The organism is Plantactinospora alkalitolerans (genome assembly GCF_015690345.1).
Classification (GTDB): domain Bacteria; phylum Actinomycetota; class Actinomycetes; order Mycobacteriales; family Micromonosporaceae; genus Plantactinospora; species Plantactinospora alkalitolerans.
Window position 1 is genome coordinate 1 of record NZ_JADPUN010000270.1, and the last position, 14,812, is coordinate 14,812.

A 14,812-nucleotide genomic window follows, 5' to 3' on the forward strand; every position below is an offset into this window, starting at 1 on the left:
CGCTTCGTCGCGGCCGTCCGGTTGGTTCCGGGCGTCGCCGCGCTGCTCTTGCTCGGGGTCGTGCTCTTGCTCGGGGTCGTGCTCTTGCTCGGGGTCGTGCTCTTGCTCGGGGTCGTGCTCTTGCTCGGGGTCGTGCTCTTGCTCGCGGTCGTGCTCTTCCGCGCAGGGGCGCTCTTCCGCGTTGTCGACGTGCCGCTGCCGGCGCTGACGCCCTTCTTCGGGGCGGTGCTCGCAACGGTCCCGACGGTCTTCCTGGCCGTGGCGTTGTCCTTCGCCGCGACCTTCCTGGCCGTGGCACGCTTCTCGGCCGGGGTCGCCGGACCGCTCTGCCCCGTACCGGTCGCCGTCTGCTTCGTGGCGGCCTTTCCGGACCTGGACCGGGTGGTCGTGGCCGGCGCCGTGCCACCCCGCTTCGCGGTGCTCCGGGTCGGAGTCGCCTTCTTCGCCGTGGTCTTCTTCGCCGGAGACCGCCCGCTCGTCACGGCGGCACCGGCCTTCCTGGCGGCGGACTTCCGGGCCGCCCTCGGCGTCGGCGGTGTCTCCGGCGTCGCCATCCCGGTCGAGGCGGCGGTACCGGTCGCCTCGGTCACACCGGTGACCTGCTCCACGTCCGTACCGGTGACCTGCTCCAGGTCGTGCGCCGGGAACTCGGTCGTCACCTGCGGCTGTGGGGCGAGCGCCTCGGCCGACTCGGCCGCGTCCACAGAGGTCGGTGCGATCGCCGTCGGTGCCGCCGTCGGTGCCGATGCCGCTACCGCCGGTGCGCTGGAGCCCGGCATGACGGCGCGCAGCAACTGGTCCAGATCGACCGCGGGCAGCTGCCCCGGGGTGAGCCCGTCGCCCTCGCCGGCACGTACCAGGAGTTCGGTGATCCGGGTGGCGTTGCCGGTGACCTCGACCCGCAACGTCGTCGTCGCGCGGGTCTGATCGTCCGGGGCGATCGTAATTGTGTAGGAACTCACCGGGATGCAACCTCCATAGCTGAGACCGTCGAGCGGCCGCGCCGGCCCCGTCCAGGCACGCGCCGCTCCGACCTCCAATGATGTCGGCGGCCAAGCTACCTCCAGGTAAGGCAGTTGGCCAAGCCAGCGACCGTCTCCGTGCTGCCGCGACCCGCTCCGGGTACGTCGCACCAATCGACGTACCTGCATGAGGTATCTAGGATAGGCGGTCAATGTGTCCACGTTCACCAATGCCTTTCCATAACCCCCTGTCGGCCATCCGCGTACCCGCCCGGCTCCGGTCTTTTCGGCGACCCCGGAATGCGCCGTGGGCGTCCGGTGCGGACAATGCATCAACCCGATGCCCACGTCGCTCGCCCCGGTAGACCCCGACCGTCGGCGCCACCGCCTCACCCATGAGGACCGTCCGAGAGGAGCACGTCCATGCGCTTACCAGGTTCCACGAGGATCCTCGGCGCGTACGCCGTCGCGCTGGCCCTGGTCGCGTCGCCCGTGCCGGCGCAAGCCGGAACGGGCAGTCCGCCACCGGACATCGTCGTGCAGGACGGCATGACCCAGCCGGTGTTCTCGTTCGCCGACGCGATCGAGGAACGGGTGTGGGTGGAGACGCCGCTCGACACCGATTCCGACGGCCGTCGCGACCGGGTGGTGGTCGACATCTCGCGTCCCCGCGAGACCGAGACCCGGGGGATGCGGGTTCCGGTGATCCTCGAGCACTCGCCGTACCGGAAGGACACCTGGGACGACGTTCCGTACCCGAGCGTGCTCGTCGACGACCTGCCGCAGAACGCACCCGGCGGTTCGTCGGCGGCCCGCGCCGGGGACCTGGGCATCTTCCGGGCGAAGGCGAATCTGCCGGGCCAGCTCGACGACTACTACGTTCCGCGCGGCTACGCGGTGATGTCCGGGACGAGCATCGGCACCGGTGACTCCGACGGCTGCCCGACCACCGGCGACCGGGCGGAGACCCTGAGCACCAAGGCGATCATCGACTGGCTGAACGGCCGGGCCAGGGCATTCGATGCCAGCGGAGCGCCGGTCCGGGCCGGTTGGACCACCGGGGCCGTCGGGATGACCGGGGTGTCCTACAACGGGACCCTGCCGAACGTGGTGGCGACGACCGGCGTCGAGGGACTGAAGACCATCATCCCGGTCTCCGCGATCAGCAACTGGTACGACTACTACCGGGCGAACGGCCTCGTCGTGGCGCCGGGCACGTTCCAGGGTGAGGACGCGGACATCCTCACCATGTACACCGCCGGACAGGTCCGGTCCGAGGGGCCCTGCGCCGACGAGATCGCCGAGATCGCGCAGGAGCAGGATCGGATCACCGGCGACTACACCGGGTTCTGGCAGGAGCGGAACTATCTGCCGGAGGTACGTCGGGTTCGGGCCAGCGTGATGGTCGTGCACGGGCTCAACGACTGGAACGTCAAGACTGGCCAGTTCGCCGACTGGTGGGAGCAGCTCGCCCGATTCGGCGTGCCGCGCAAGCTCTGGCTGCACCAGGGCGGGCACGGTGGGCCGGGCAGCGCCGCCACCGTGACCCTGCCGGACGGGCGGTCGTGGACCTACCGGCAGACCGAGAACCGCTGGCTCGACCACTGGCTCTGGGGCGTCGACAACGACATCATGGCCGAGCCGAGGGCGGTGCTGCAGCGGGAGGACCGGGCCTACACCACGTACCCGGACTGGCCGGACCGGGCGGCCCGGAACGTCTCGGTGGAACTCTCCGCGACCAGTCCCACCGCACCGGGGACGCTGCAGACCCACGGCCCCCGGGGACGTGCCGAGCAGAGCTTCGTCGACTCTGGACGGACGATCGCGCCGACCGAACTGGTGGCCGCGCCGGAGACCGCGAACCCGAACCGGCTCGTCTACACGTCGCCGGCGCTGCGGCAGGACGTCCGGATCTCCGGGCGGCCGGAGTTGCGGGTCCGGTTGTCCGTCGACAACAGATCGGCCGCGAACCTGACCGGATACCTGGTCGACTACGGCCCGGCGGGCTCGACCGACGACCCGTTCGTGGTGACCCGGGGCTGGCTCGATCCGCAGAACCGGACCAGCGAGGCGCATTCCCGCCCGGTCCGTCAGGGCCGGATGTACGACTACCGCTGGACTCTGGAGCCGAAGGACTACGTCTTCCCGGCCGGTCACCGGCTAGGGGTCGTGGTCTTCTCCAGCGACCAGGAGTACACCCTGCTGCCGCTGCCGGGGACCCGGTTGACGGTGGCACCGTCATTCAGCGCGTTGACCATTCCCGTGGTCGGTGGGCGGCCCGCACTCGGCTTCTGAGCATCGCGCACCACACCGGCCCGATACGTGTCACGGCCCCGGACGTCGAGGACGTCCGGGGCCTGGGCGCCCGGGTGGACCGCCCACCCCGGGCGGTCAGGTCGGGCTACTTGATGTCGACCAGGTCGACGACGAAGACGAGGGTCGCACCGGGCTTGATCTGGCTGCCGGCGCCCTGGTTCCCGTAACCGAGATGCGGCGGGACGATCAGCTTTCGCCGGCCGCCGATCCGCATCCCGAGCACGCCGCGGTCCCATCCGTCGATGACCCGGCCGGCGCCGAGCTGGAAGCTGAACGGGGAACCCCGGTTCCACGACGCGTCGAACTCGTCGCCGGTGTCGAACGAGACCCCGACGTACTGCACCACGGCCCATTGGCCGGATTGGACCTCCGGACCGGTCCCGATCGTTATGTCCTCGATGACGAGGTCGGTCGGCGGTGGGCCCTCGACCAGACCTACGGTGGGCTTTTCCATCCAGGTACCTTAACTCCAGCCCACGGTCGTGATCACGTCCGCCCGTCCGGAGTGTCGGCGAGCCGGGCGGGGCCGGATCCGGCCAGCCGGGCCAGGTCGACGGTCCGGTGGATCGCCTCCGGTACGGTGCGCGGCCAAGATGTCGGCGTGTCTCGATGTGCGGCGGGTCAGCCAGCCACACTTTGATCGGTACGCTGTCGGCTCGGGAATCCGGCGCTGTGCCGAGGCGGAGCAAGCACGAGATGTTGGCCGCTCGCCAGGGCCGGTCGGCGGACATCGAGCTGGCGGGGTGAGGCCGTGACAGAACCGGATTGGGCGCCCGACGACATCGATATCGACAGGCCCAGCGCGTCCCGGATCTACGATGTCTGGTTGGGCGGGTCGCACAATTTCGAAGTCGACCGGGAGATCGCCCGCCAGACCGAGCTGGCCTGGCCCGATTCGATCCGATACGCCCGGGCCAACCGGGCGTTCCTCGGCCGTGCGGTCCGGTTTCTCGCGGCACAGGGGATCCGCCAGTTCCTCGACATCGGTTCCGGCATACCGACCGCGAACAACGTGCACGAGGTCGCGCGGCGGATCGACCCGGACGTCCGGGTGGTCTATGTGGACATCGACCCGGTGGCGGTGGCGCACAGTCGGGCGATTCTCCGCGACGACGACCGGACGGCCGTGCTCCAGGCGGATGTCCGGCGGCCACACGACATCCTCGACCAGGTCCGGCGGGGGGCCCTGCTCGACCTGGACCGCCCGGTCGCGCTGCTGCTGGTCGCGTTGATGCACTTCATCCAGGACTCCGACGAGCCGTACGAGTCGGTGACCCGCCTGGCCGACAGCCTTCCCTCGGGCAGTTACCTGGTGCTGACCCAGGGCGCCTCCGGGGCCAGCCCGGAGGCCGACGAGCGGGTCCGGGAGCTCTACCGGCGCACCCCGACTCCGCTCACCCCCCGGAACCGGGCGGAGATCGAACGGTTCTTCACCGGGTTCGAGTTGGTCGAACCCGGCCTGGTGAATCTTCCCGACTGGCGTCCGGACCCGACAGTGGAGGTCGATGACCGGTTCTCCGGGGCCCTGATCTACGCCGGGGTGGGACGCAAGCCGTGACCGATGCGGCCGACGGGCCAGGGGCGGCCTCGGCCGGTCTCGACGAGATCGCCCAGTACTGGGCGCGGCTGATTGCCCGGATCAGCTACGTACCGGTGCGTCTGGACGACCTGCGGCAGGTGCTGCGGGGCTATGCGGCGCGGCTGGCCGGTGCCGGTGCCGGTCAGGTCGTCGCCCGGGACGTCGGCGCGGCGCTGGTCGCCGACGGTTACACCCACACCGACGCGGTGCAGGCGACGATCGCCGCGCTCGCCGACCGGCTGCCGATCGGTCCGGCCGGGGTCACCGACCGGGCCGCGCTGCTCGGTGGGGTCGCCGCCGGGTACGCCCGCGCGCTGCGGGAGCGTACCCAGTCCGAACTGGAGTCGATCATCAGGGCGGTGCTGACCGCCCGGCGCAGCGCGGAACAGGCCCGGGCGGCGAGCGAGGCCCGTTTCGAGGCCCTCTTCGTCTCCTCGGCGAGCGGAATCTGCGTGGTCGATCTGGAGAACCGGATCGTCCAGGCCAACCCCGCGCTGGCCCGGATGCTCGACCGTCCGGTGGCCGAACTGGACCGTCGACGGTTGACCGGGCTGAGCCAGCCGGACCATCGGGCGGCGGTCGAGCGGGCACTCGAGGATCTTCACATCCGACGGCGGGCGCATGCGGAGCTGGACGCCGCGTTCAGCCGGCCCGACGGCGGCACGGTCTGGCTCCGGCTCTCGCTGGCGCCGGTCCGACACGACGCGATGGCCCACCTCGTGGTCACCGCGCAGGACGACACCGAGCGTTACCACCTGCAGTCCGCGCTGTCCCACCAGGCCCTGCACGACCCGCTGACGAACCTGCCCAACCGGACCCTGCTGCTGCGGCGTCTCGACGAACTGGCCGGCGGGCGCCAGCCCGACGAACACATCGGCATCTGCTATCTGGACCTCGACGGGTTCAAGACGATCAACGACTCGTTCGGGCACGCCGCCGGGGACGACGTGCTGCGTACCGTCGCCGGCCGGCTCGCCGAGTGTGTCGCCGAGCCCGGCTGGCTCGCCGGCCGCCTGGGCGGGGACGAGTTCGTCATCGTCGCGGCCGCCGGAACCGAACTCGATCAACTGGTACGGGTGGCGGAGCGGGTCGTGTCGGCGGTCCGGGAGCCCATTCCGGCAGCCGGACACCAGCTCTCGGTCTCGGTAAGCATCGGCGTGACCGACGACCGGATTCCGCACAGCCAACCGAGCGATCTGATGCGGGCCGCGGACATCGCGTTGTACTGGGCGAAAGCCGCCGGGGGAGACCGGTACGAGATCTACGACCCGAACCGGCACGATGCCCAGGCGCTCCGCTCGACGCTCAGCTCCGGACTCCGTTCGGCCCTGCAAAGCGGCGATTTCGCCCTGCGGTACCAACCCATCGTCCGGCTTGCCGACGGTGTGCCGATCGGGGCCGAGGTGCTGCTCCGGTGGACCCATCCCGAGCACGGGCCGATCGCACCGGAGATCTTCATCGATCTCGCCGAGGAACTCGGTCTGATCGGACAGTTGGGCCGGTGGGTGCTGACCCGGGGCTGCCGGGAAGCCGCCGGCTGGTACCGGGAACTCGGCGACCGGGCGCCGTTCATCAGCGTCAACCTGTCCGCGCGGCAACTGCACGACGTCGGCCTCGCCGACGAGTTGCTGCGTACCCTCGACGAGGTCGGGCTCCCGGCCCACCAGCTGCAACTGGAACTGACCGAGAGTGCCCTGCTCGGCCCGGCCCAGGGCCCGGCCGACGCGTTGGAGGCGCTGGCCGAGCACGGCGTACGGGTCGCGGTCGACGACTTCGGTACCGGTTACTCCAACCTCGCCTACCTGCGTCGGTTGCCGGTACGGGAGTTGAAGATCGCCGGATCGTTCATCGAGGGTCTCGCACCCGGTCATCCCAGCACCCCGGCCGACCGACAGATCGTGGCCAGCGTGATCGCGCTCGCCCACGGGCTCAACCTGACCGTCACCGCAGAGGGCGTGGAGACCGAGGAGCAGGCCCACCTGCTGCGCACGATGGGCTGCGACCACGCCCAGGGCTGGTGGTTCGCCCGGCCCGGCGACCCCGAAGTGATCAATCGGATGGCCGGGGGCCGGGGCGGGGACCAGGCTGGTTATTCGGTTGATCCGGTGACCACGCACTGAGTTAGGGTGGGCGGGTGTCGAGCACCTTCCAAGCCCTGATCCGCGGCTCCCTGACCGGGATGTGCACCGCTGGTGGGGCGTCGCTGCTGCTCCTGCTCCGCCCTCGGCCCCGGCGATTCGCCCTGGCCGGCTGAACCCGGAGAAAGCAGGTTCGACCTCCGGCGCCCGCTGTCGCGGCGTCGGCGCAACAGTCGTGCCCCTCCGCCGGCGTATCGCGCCGTGACCTCCATCCCGTCCTGGCGACGCCCGGCGTCGCCGTGACCGGTGGAGGCCGCGCGCGTCCGTAGCGACGCGCGACCGCGAGCCGCCGTTAGCCGCACGTCCAGGGTCATCCGAGTCCGAAACCAGTTCGGGACAGGCCCTGGCCGATCGTGCCGCCTGTCCCACAACCGGCCCGGCAGATCCGGGCGGGAGGACACGGCTGTGCCGCACAATCGCGGAAATCGAGAGCACCGTCGCCAGCTCGGCAGTCCGGGCGGCCCGGCGGCGTCCGGAAGCGACCGGGGGCGCCCCTTCCGGACCGGCCCGTCGGGGGCGCCCCGGTCGGGGACAGACCGGTCGCGGCGGGTGCTCGGACAGAACTTCCTGCGCGACGAACGCATCATCGGGCAGATAATCCGGTCCGTCCAACCGGCACCGAACGGGTTGATCCTCGAGGTCGGTGCCGGGCAGGGCGCACTGACCAGGGAACTGGTCCGGCTGTGTCGGCAGGTCGTGGCGTACGAGATCGACCCGGCCCTGGTCGCCCGGCTCGACGACGAGTTCGGCATGACCGAGAACATCCGGCTGGTGCACGGCGACTTCGTCGCGTCGCCGCCTCCGGACGAACCGTTCGCGGTGGTCGGCAACATCCCGTACGCCGCCACCAGCCGGATCGTCGACTGGTGCCTGGAGGCGCCGAACCTGACCTCCGCGACCCTGGTGACCCAACTCGAGTACGCCCGGAAGCGCTGCGGCGACTACGGCCGCTGGACGCTGCGGACCGTGCAGACCTGGCCCTGGTTCCACTGGCGACTGGCCGGTCGAATTCCCCGGGAACGGTTCCGGCCGATGCCCCGGGTGGACTCCGCCATCCTGCGGCTGGACCGCCGCCCGGTCGACCTGCTGCCGGCGGCACAGACCGTCCACTATGAACGATTCGTCGCACTCGGTTTCAGCGGCCTCGGCGGCTCGCTCGGCGCCTCGCTCCGGCGGCGGTACCCGGCCCGGCGGGTCGACGCGGCATTGCGGGCCAACCGGGTACCGCCCCAGGCCCTGGTCGGACAGGTCTGGCCGGAGCAGTGGATCGCGTTGTTCCAGGCGATCCATCCGGCCAGGCGGTGATCCGGGGCATGAGATTCGTCATGGCCGAAGCCGGGTGGGATACCCGGAAAGCGGTGAGTGACGGCACTGCCGCCGCTGCCGGACAGGTCAAATAATCGGGTGCATGAACCAGACGATGACGGCTCCCGACCCGGCGATGGCGCCGCCCGGTCGGGAAACCGTCGTCCAGGTCACCGACCTGCGGCGGCGGTACGGCGGTAGTGACGGCTTCGAGGCGGTGCGGGGGGTCTCCTTCTCGGTCGGCCGAGGGGAACTCTTCGCGCTGCTGGGCACCAACGGCGCGGGCAAGACCTCGACCCTGGAACTGGTCGAGGGGTTGGCTGTGCCGAGCGCGGGCACGATCCGGGTTTTCGGCCGGGATCCGTACCGGGAGCGGACGGCGGTACGTCCGCGTACCGGGGTGATGTTGCAGGAGGGTGGGTTCCCGGCCGACCTGACGGTCGCGGAGACGGCCCGGATGTGGGCCGGTACGCTGCCCCGGGCCCATCCCGTCGACCACACGCTGGAGCTGGTCGACCTGCGGCACCGCGCGCGTACGCAGGTGAAGCAGCTCTCCGGCGGTGAACGCCGCCGGCTCGACCTCGCGATGGCGATCCTCGGCCAGCCGGAGGTCCTCTTCCTCGACGAGCCGACCACCGGGCTGGATCCGGAGAGCCGGCACAACACCTGGCAGTTGGTCCGGGCACTGCTGGTCGACGGCATCACCGTGCTGCTGACCACCCACTACCTGGCGGAGGCGGCCGAACTCGCCGACCGGCTGGCGATCATGCATCGCGGCCGGATCGTCACCGCCGGCACCGTCGCCGACGTGGTGGCCGCGCATCCGGCCCGGATCAGTTTCGAGCTGCCGGACGGAACGAGCCCGACCGACGTGCCCACGCTGCCGGGGATTCAGCCGGCACCGGCGGGTGCCGCCCCGAGGTCCGGGTCGCGGTTGACGCTGTACACCGACGCGCTGCAGCCGGCCCTGACTGCCCTGCTGGGCTGGGCGAACGCGCGCGGCGTGGAGCTCGGCGGGTTGGACGCCCGGGCCGCGTCCCTGGAGGAGGCATTCCTCGCGGTGGCCCACTCCGAGGACGAATCCATGACGGGGGGCACCGCGTGAACGGGCGGAGCGAGAGCATCGGTCGGCTCAGCCGGCCGAGTCACGGGGACGACGAGCGAAGCGAGGAGCAGCGATGACCGCACCAGCGGGGGCGACGACCGGGCGGTCCGGGATGTCCGGCCGGCTCGGACTCGGCGGGGTGAGCCTGCGCCGGATCGGCGCGCTCGGCCGGGCCGAGATGATCCTGTTGCTGCGCAACAAGACCGCCGCGACGACCGCACTGCTGCTGCCGCTGGCCACCGTGGGGCTGTTCTCGACGTTTCTCGAGGGTGACGGGCACGTCTCCACCGGCGCCTTCCTGGCCACCGGGATGTTCGGCTTCGTCCTGCTGTACGTCGTGTACTACAACCTGGTGACGACGTACGTGGCCCGGCGCGAGGAGCGGGTGCTCAAGCGGCTGCGTACCGGGGTGGCGACCGACGCGGAGATCCTGATCGGCGCGGCGGTTCCGGCCCTGGTGCTCGCGCTGACCCAGACCGTGCTGACGGTGGTGGCCGCGATGGTCTTCATCGATCTGCCGGTACCGGTCAACCTTCCGGTGCTGCTGCTGGCGATGCTGGCCGGCTGTGCCATCTTCGTCCTGCTGGCGGCCGCCTCGTCGGGCTTCACCAGGACCGTGGAGACGGCCCAGCTCACCACCCTGCCGGTGCTGGTCATCTCGATGATCGGTTCCGGGGTCGCGGGATCGGTGGACGCGATGCCCGACACGTTCGCCACGGTGTGCCGGATGTTGCCGTTGACCCCGGTCCTCGACCTGGTCCGACTTGGCTGGCTCGGCACCACGGGGGCCGAGGCCCCGCGGGACTTCGTCGGAGTCCTGTCCGAGGCCCGGCAGCCGGCTGTGATCATATTGTTGTGGCTCGCCGTCGGCGTCTCCGCGATTCGTCGCTGGTTCCGCTGGGACACGCGTCACTAGTCCGGTTCGCATCGAGGGAGGCCCGGGAATGCGCGACGTGATCGGATGGTGGCGGGCGCGCGGCCAACCCGAACGGTTCGACCTGTTCACCCGGGCCACCCTCTACCTCGTCTCGGCGTCCGAGCCGGTGACGCTCTTCGGCTTGACCGGCGGCGAGGTGTCAGCGGTCGGCCGGACCGTCGTGCTGGTGCTCGCCCTGGCGCACACGGTGCTGTGCCTGCTCGCCGTGCGCGCCGGGATCGAGCACTACCTCGGGCGCCGGGACCGTCCGGTCGGGCTCCTGGTGGCCGGGGCCGGGATGACCCTGGCCATCACCGCCGCCTGCCTGCTCGCCGACGGGCTGGGCCGTCCGCCGGCTCAGGTGGACAGTTGGACGTTGACCGCGGCGGTCGTCGTCTCGTGCTACTTCCTCGCCGTGCTCTGCACGGTCGCCCCACCTCGCTACGCCCTGGCCGGTGCGGCCGGGATGGCCGGGAGCCTGTTGTGCGTCGGGCTCGTCGACGCGGTGCCGGCGGAGGCGGTGGTCTCCGCCGTCGCGACGCTCTTCTTCGGGTTCGTCGTGTTGCTGTTCGGCTTCCGCACCTCGCTGTGGATGCTCGGGGTGCTCTGGGAGTTGGAGCGGTCCCGGGGTAACCAGGTTCGGCTGGCGGTGGCCGAGGAGCGGCTCCGGTTCGCCCGGGACCTGCACGACGTGCTCGGCCGGAATCTGTCGGTGGTGGCCCTGAAGAGTGAGCTGGCCGCGCAGTTGGCCAAGCGGGACCGTCCCCGGGCGGTGGAGGAAATGCTGGAGGTGCGCCGGATCGCCCAGGACTCGCTGGCCGAGGTCCGTGAGGTCGTCCGGGGCTACCGTTCCGCGGATCTGGACGCGGAGCTGGCCGGTGCCCGGTCCGTACTCGCTTCGGCGGGGGTACGGTGCCGGGTACTGGGGGAGGGCCACGAGTTGAGCCCGCAGGCGCAGAACGCGCTCGGCTGGGTGGTCCGGGAGGGAACGACGAACGTGTTGCGGCACAGCGAGGCGATCACCTGTACTGTCTCGTTGCGCCAGGGCCGGCCCGCCACCGATCCGGACGGGCCGGACGGGTCGAACGGGTTGAGCGGATCGAGCGGGCCGAAGGCCGCCGCTCCGATGCCGAACGACCCGCCGGACGGCGACGCCGGCACCGGGTACGTCCCGACGATCCCGGAAGACGAGTGGCTGGTGACCCTGGTGATGGAGAACGACGGGGTGCGTCCGGGCGAGCCGCCCCAGTTCGGCAACGGCCTGCTCGGGCTCAGCGAACGACTGGCCCCGCTCGGCGGCCGGGTCACGGTCGAGCGGCGGGGTCGGGACCGGTTCCGGCTGACCGCGGCGTTGCCGGTCGCGTCGCCGCCGACCAGGGAGCCCACGCCGAACGTCCGGTCGGTGCGGGACACCGGGTCGTGGGTCGGCGCGCGCCGGGGTGGCCCCGCGTGACCAGGGCGGGTGGGCCGCCCCGCCCGTACGGCGACCACGTGTCGGGCGTTGGTGATCCTGGGCAGGGCAGCGGACCCATCCGGATCCTGCTCGCCGAGGACGAGCACCTGATCCGGGGCGCCCTGACCGCGCTGCTCGGCCTGCACGACGACCTGACGGTGATCGGGCAGGCCGCGACCGGCAGTCAGGCGTTGGCGCTGGCCCGGTCCCTGCGGCCCGATGTGGCGATGCTGGACCTGCAGATGCCGGAGCTGGACGGCATCGCGGTCGCCGAGGCGATCCACGCCGAGTTGCCGTACTGCCGGACGATGATCGTCACCAGCCACGGCCGGCCGGGACATCTCAAGCGGGCACTCTCGGCCGGGGTCCGGGGCTTCCTGCCCAAGACGGTCACGGCCGAGGTGCTCGCCGAGGTGGTCCGCACGGTCCACGGTGGCGGCCGGTACGTCGATCCGCAGCTCGCGGCCGAGGCGATCAGTGCCGGCGACAGCCCGTTCACTCCCCGCGAGGCCGACGTGCTGGAGTTGGCGGCGGACGGTGCGCCGGTCGAGGAGATCGCCCAGCGGGTCTCGCTGTCTCCGGGGACGGTACGTAACTACCTGTCCTCGGCGGCCGGCAAGGTCGGGGCCGCCAACCGGCACGAGGCGGTGAGCATCGCCCGCCGCTACGGCTGGATCTGACCGTTCAGAGCGCCCAGGGCAGCTCCCGGCGCTCCGGGTTGCCCGGCACGCTGGCGGTGCCTCCGACCGCCATGCAGACCAGGGCCTCGGCCGGCTCGGCTCCGGCCCGGATCTGTCGGACCGCTCCGGCGGGCAGGATCACGGCCTGGCCCGCGCCGATCTCCCGGGTGTCGTCGGCGATGGTGACCGAGAACGTTCCGGACAGTGGCATCCACACCTGCTCCCGGTCGATCTCGTGCACGGGTCCGGCTGCTTCCGGCGTCATCCGGACCCGCCAGGTGGCCAGCTCCCCGCTGCCCTGACTGGGCGCGGCCAGCCCGGACACCACGCCGGATGCCGACCGAATCGTCCGGCTCTCGTTCTCGGTTACCACGATCATGACGCCTCCTGAGTCAAGTTGCTTTACTTGCCGAGATGAGTAAAGCAACTTGACTCACTCGTGTCAAGATAGGGCGTGACCAGAGACCATGACCCTCTCGCCGACACCGAACTGACCTTCCTGCTCGGCCTGGGATTCCAACTGGTGCTCGCCGAGTTCGTCCGGCGGGTCGCCGAGGCCGGCCATTCGGACCTGCGCCCGGTGCACGGCCTGGCCTTCCAGGTACTGCGCGGTCCCGGTGCCACCAGCAGCGAGTTGGCGGACCGGCTCGGGGTGACCAAGCAGGCCGCCGGTCAGCTCGTCGACGACCTGGAGCGGCGTGGCTACGTGCGACGTCAGTCGCATCCCGACGGCGGGCGGCGTCGGCTGGTCGTACTGACCGAACGGGCGACCGACCATCTGGCGGTGGCGGGTCGGGTGCTGCACGGCCTGGAGGCCGAGATCGCCGCCGCGATCGGCGCGGGGGACCTGGCCAACCTGCGTACCGAGCTGACCCGCCTGGTCCGGCACCTGGCCGGCGACTCGCTGCCGCCACTGCGCCCGCTCTGGTAGCCGGACCGACCCACGGCTGGCCGGATCGACCCACGACGCCCCAGTCCGAAGTAGGCCCCGATCCGGCGAGACCACCTATTGCACTAACAGAGTAGATGAATAAGATGTACGCGTGCTGGAGTTCTATCTGGACCGTCACGCCGGGGTGCCGACCTATCTGCAACTGGTGCAGCAGGTCGCGCACGCCCTCCGGGTCGGCGCACTGCATCCGGGCGACCGGCTGCCCACCGTCAAGGAGGCCTCGGCCCAACTGGCGATCAACCCGAACACGGTGCTCAAGGCGTACCGCGAGCTGGAGCGTTCCGGTCTGGTCGAGGCACACCCCGGTCGGGGCACCTTCGTCCGGGCCGGCGTCGCCGCACCGGCCGTCCCGGACCATCCGGTGCTGCGGGACGAACTCGTCGCCTGGGTCGCCCGGGCCCGGACGGCCGGGTTGACCGCCGACGACGTGCTGGCCCTGGTCACCCGGGCGGTCCGGGCCGGCTATCCGGATCGGACGGAGGTGGCCTGATGCCCGAGCTGCCCGCGGTCCTGCTGACCGGAGTCGGTTACCGGCACGGCCGGGTCCAGGCCCTGCGCGACTGCTCCCTGTCGGTACCGCCGGGCCGGGTGGTCGGGCTGATCGGCCCGAACGGCGCCGGCAAGACCACCCTGCTGCACCTGATGGTCGGCCTGATCCGGCCGGACCGGGGCGCGGTACGGGTATTCGGGCGGCCGCCCGGCGGCGATTCGGAAACCCTGGACCGGATCGCCTTCCTCGCCCAGGACAAACCGTTGTACGGCGGCTTCACCGTCGCCGACACCATGCGGATGGGGCGGTACCTGAACTCGCGCTGGTCCGACGAACTCGCGCGGGAGCGGCTCGCCCGGCTCGGCATTCCGCTCGACCGCCGGGTCCGCCGACTCTCCGGCGGCCAGCGCTCCCAGGTGGCGATCACCCTGGCGATGGCGAAGCGACCCGACCTGATGGTGCTGGACGAACCGCTCGCCGACCTGGACCCGTTGCGCCGGCACGAGGTGATGTCCGACCTGATGGCGCTCACCGCCGAGACCGGAATGACCGTCGTCCTCTCCTCGCACGTCGTGGTCGAACTGGAGGAGACCTGCGACCACCTGATCCTGCTCGGTGACGGTCGGGTCCAGTTGGCCGGCGACCTGGACGACGTCCGGGCCGGACATCACGCGCTCAGTGGACCGGCCGCGCTGGTCGAGGCGCTGCCGAAGGCCGGCACGGTGGTGCACGCCACCCAGGTCGGAGAGCACGCCGGCCTGCTGTGGCGGTCCGACCGGCCGCCCAGCGACCCGCGCTGGGCGGTCCGGACGCCCGGGGTCGCCGACATCGTGCTGGCCTACCTGCGTGCCCCGGAGGTAACCGCACTGCCCCGCCCCACCCTGGTGTCCCCGCAGGAGTCGCGATGCTCTGGGTC

Annotated in this window: 14 protein-coding genes; 12 read left to right on the forward strand and 2 right to left on the reverse strand. The window is 71.2% G+C overall.

All coding sequences use genetic code 11. The annotated features are described in order from the left end of the window. Together I0C86_RS31390 and I0C86_RS31395 are read left to right on the forward strand one after the other, a co-directional pair. A partial coding sequence (locus I0C86_RS31390; protein WP_230395100.1) for a hypothetical protein occupies positions 1-927 on the forward strand: 927 nt, incomplete at its 5' end. Positions 928-1,385: 458 nt separating this feature from the next. Then, entirely contained in the window at positions 1,386-3,257 is a 1,872-nt protein-coding gene (locus I0C86_RS31395) for a Xaa-Pro dipeptidyl-peptidase (RefSeq protein WP_196204935.1), read from the forward strand. 106 nt (positions 3,258-3,363) lie between these two features. Here the strand turns inward: I0C86_RS31395 and I0C86_RS31400 are convergent, their stop codons facing one another. Next, positions 3,364-3,732 (reverse strand): FKBP-type peptidyl-prolyl cis-trans isomerase, encoded by a 369-nt coding sequence (locus I0C86_RS31400; RefSeq protein WP_196204936.1) that lies wholly within the window; start codon positions 3,730-3,732, stop codon positions 3,364-3,366. Positions 3,733-4,029: 297 nt separating this feature from the next. Here I0C86_RS31400 and I0C86_RS31405 point away from each other — a divergent pair, with 297 nt between their 5' ends. From I0C86_RS31405 to I0C86_RS31435, 7 genes are all read left to right on the forward strand, one after another. Continuing rightward, the gene (locus I0C86_RS31405) at positions 4,030-4,836 is read left to right on the forward strand and encodes an SAM-dependent methyltransferase (RefSeq protein ID WP_196204937.1); all 807 of its coding nucleotides are present in this window, start codon (positions 4,030-4,032) and stop codon (positions 4,834-4,836) included. Continuing rightward, entirely contained in the window at positions 4,833-6,977 is a 2,145-nt protein-coding gene (locus I0C86_RS31410; protein ID WP_196204938.1) for a putative bifunctional diguanylate cyclase/phosphodiesterase, read from the forward strand. The genes I0C86_RS31405 and I0C86_RS31410 overlap by 4 nt, the downstream gene beginning before the upstream one ends. Positions 6,978-7,544: 567 nt before the next feature. Continuing rightward, positions 7,545-8,300, forward strand: coding sequence for an ErmE/ErmH/ErmO/ErmR family 23S rRNA (adenine(2058)-N(6))-methyltransferase (gene erm / locus I0C86_RS31415; RefSeq protein WP_323373965.1), 756 nt, complete (start codon positions 7,545-7,547; stop codon positions 8,298-8,300). Positions 8,301-8,403: 103 nt separating this feature from the next. Beyond that, entirely contained in the window at positions 8,404-9,405 is a 1,002-nt protein-coding gene (locus tag I0C86_RS31420) for an ABC transporter ATP-binding protein (RefSeq protein ID WP_230395101.1), read from the forward strand. Positions 9,406-9,478: 73 nt separating this feature from the next. Beyond that, on the forward strand, positions 9,479-10,321 hold the full coding sequence (locus tag I0C86_RS31425) for an ABC transporter permease (protein ID WP_230395102.1): 843 nt from the start codon (positions 9,479-9,481) through the stop codon (positions 10,319-10,321). Between the two features lie 28 nt (positions 10,322-10,349). Further along, positions 10,350-11,774, forward strand: coding sequence for a sensor histidine kinase (locus I0C86_RS31430; protein WP_196204940.1), 1,425 nt, complete (start codon positions 10,350-10,352; stop codon positions 11,772-11,774). A gap of 38 nt (positions 11,775-11,812) precedes the next feature. Beyond that, entirely contained in the window at positions 11,813-12,454 is a 642-nt protein-coding gene (locus I0C86_RS31435) for a response regulator (RefSeq protein WP_196204946.1), read from the forward strand. Between the two features lie 4 nt (positions 12,455-12,458). Here the strand turns inward: I0C86_RS31435 and I0C86_RS31440 are convergent, their stop codons facing one another. Next, the gene (locus I0C86_RS31440) at positions 12,459-12,833 is read right to left on the reverse strand and encodes a cupin domain-containing protein (RefSeq protein ID WP_196204941.1); all 375 of its coding nucleotides are present in this window, start codon (positions 12,831-12,833) and stop codon (positions 12,459-12,461) included. Between the two features lie 75 nt (positions 12,834-12,908). Here I0C86_RS31440 and I0C86_RS31445 point away from each other — a divergent pair, with 75 nt between their 5' ends. From I0C86_RS31445 to I0C86_RS31455, 3 genes are all read left to right on the forward strand, one after another. Continuing rightward, positions 12,909-13,385, forward strand: coding sequence for a MarR family winged helix-turn-helix transcriptional regulator (locus I0C86_RS31445; protein WP_323373966.1), 477 nt, complete (start codon positions 12,909-12,911; stop codon positions 13,383-13,385). A gap of 112 nt (positions 13,386-13,497) precedes the next feature. Continuing rightward, entirely contained in the window at positions 13,498-13,896 is a 399-nt protein-coding gene (locus I0C86_RS31450; RefSeq protein ID WP_196204942.1) for a GntR family transcriptional regulator, read from the forward strand. Beyond that, positions 13,896-14,812: ABC transporter ATP-binding protein (locus I0C86_RS31455; RefSeq protein ID WP_196204943.1), on the forward strand; the 917-nt coding region annotated here is incomplete at its 3' end. The genes I0C86_RS31450 and I0C86_RS31455, both read left to right, overlap by 1 nt.

Bases quoted from the DNA above. Each gene is read 5' to 3' on its own strand.
- I0C86_RS31425 (WP_230395102.1), top strand. From the start codon at position 9,479: ATGACCGCACCAGCGGGGGCGACGACCGGGCGGTCCGGGATGTCCGGC.
- I0C86_RS31395 (WP_196204935.1), top strand. From the start codon at position 1,386: ATGCGCTTACCAGGTTCCACGAGGATCCTCGGCGCGTACGCCGTCGCG.
- I0C86_RS31420 (WP_230395101.1), top strand. From the start codon at position 8,404: ATGAACCAGACGATGACGGCTCCCGACCCGGCGATGGCGCCGCCCGGT.
- I0C86_RS31430 (WP_196204940.1), top strand. From the start codon at position 10,350: ATGCGCGACGTGATCGGATGGTGGCGGGCGCGCGGCCAACCCGAACGG.
- I0C86_RS31400 (WP_196204936.1), bottom strand. From the start codon at position 3,732: ATGGAAAAGCCCACCGTAGGTCTGGTCGAGGGCCCACCGCCGACCGAC.
- I0C86_RS31440 (WP_196204941.1), bottom strand. From the start codon at position 12,833: ATGATCGTGGTAACCGAGAACGAGAGCCGGACGATTCGGTCGGCATCC.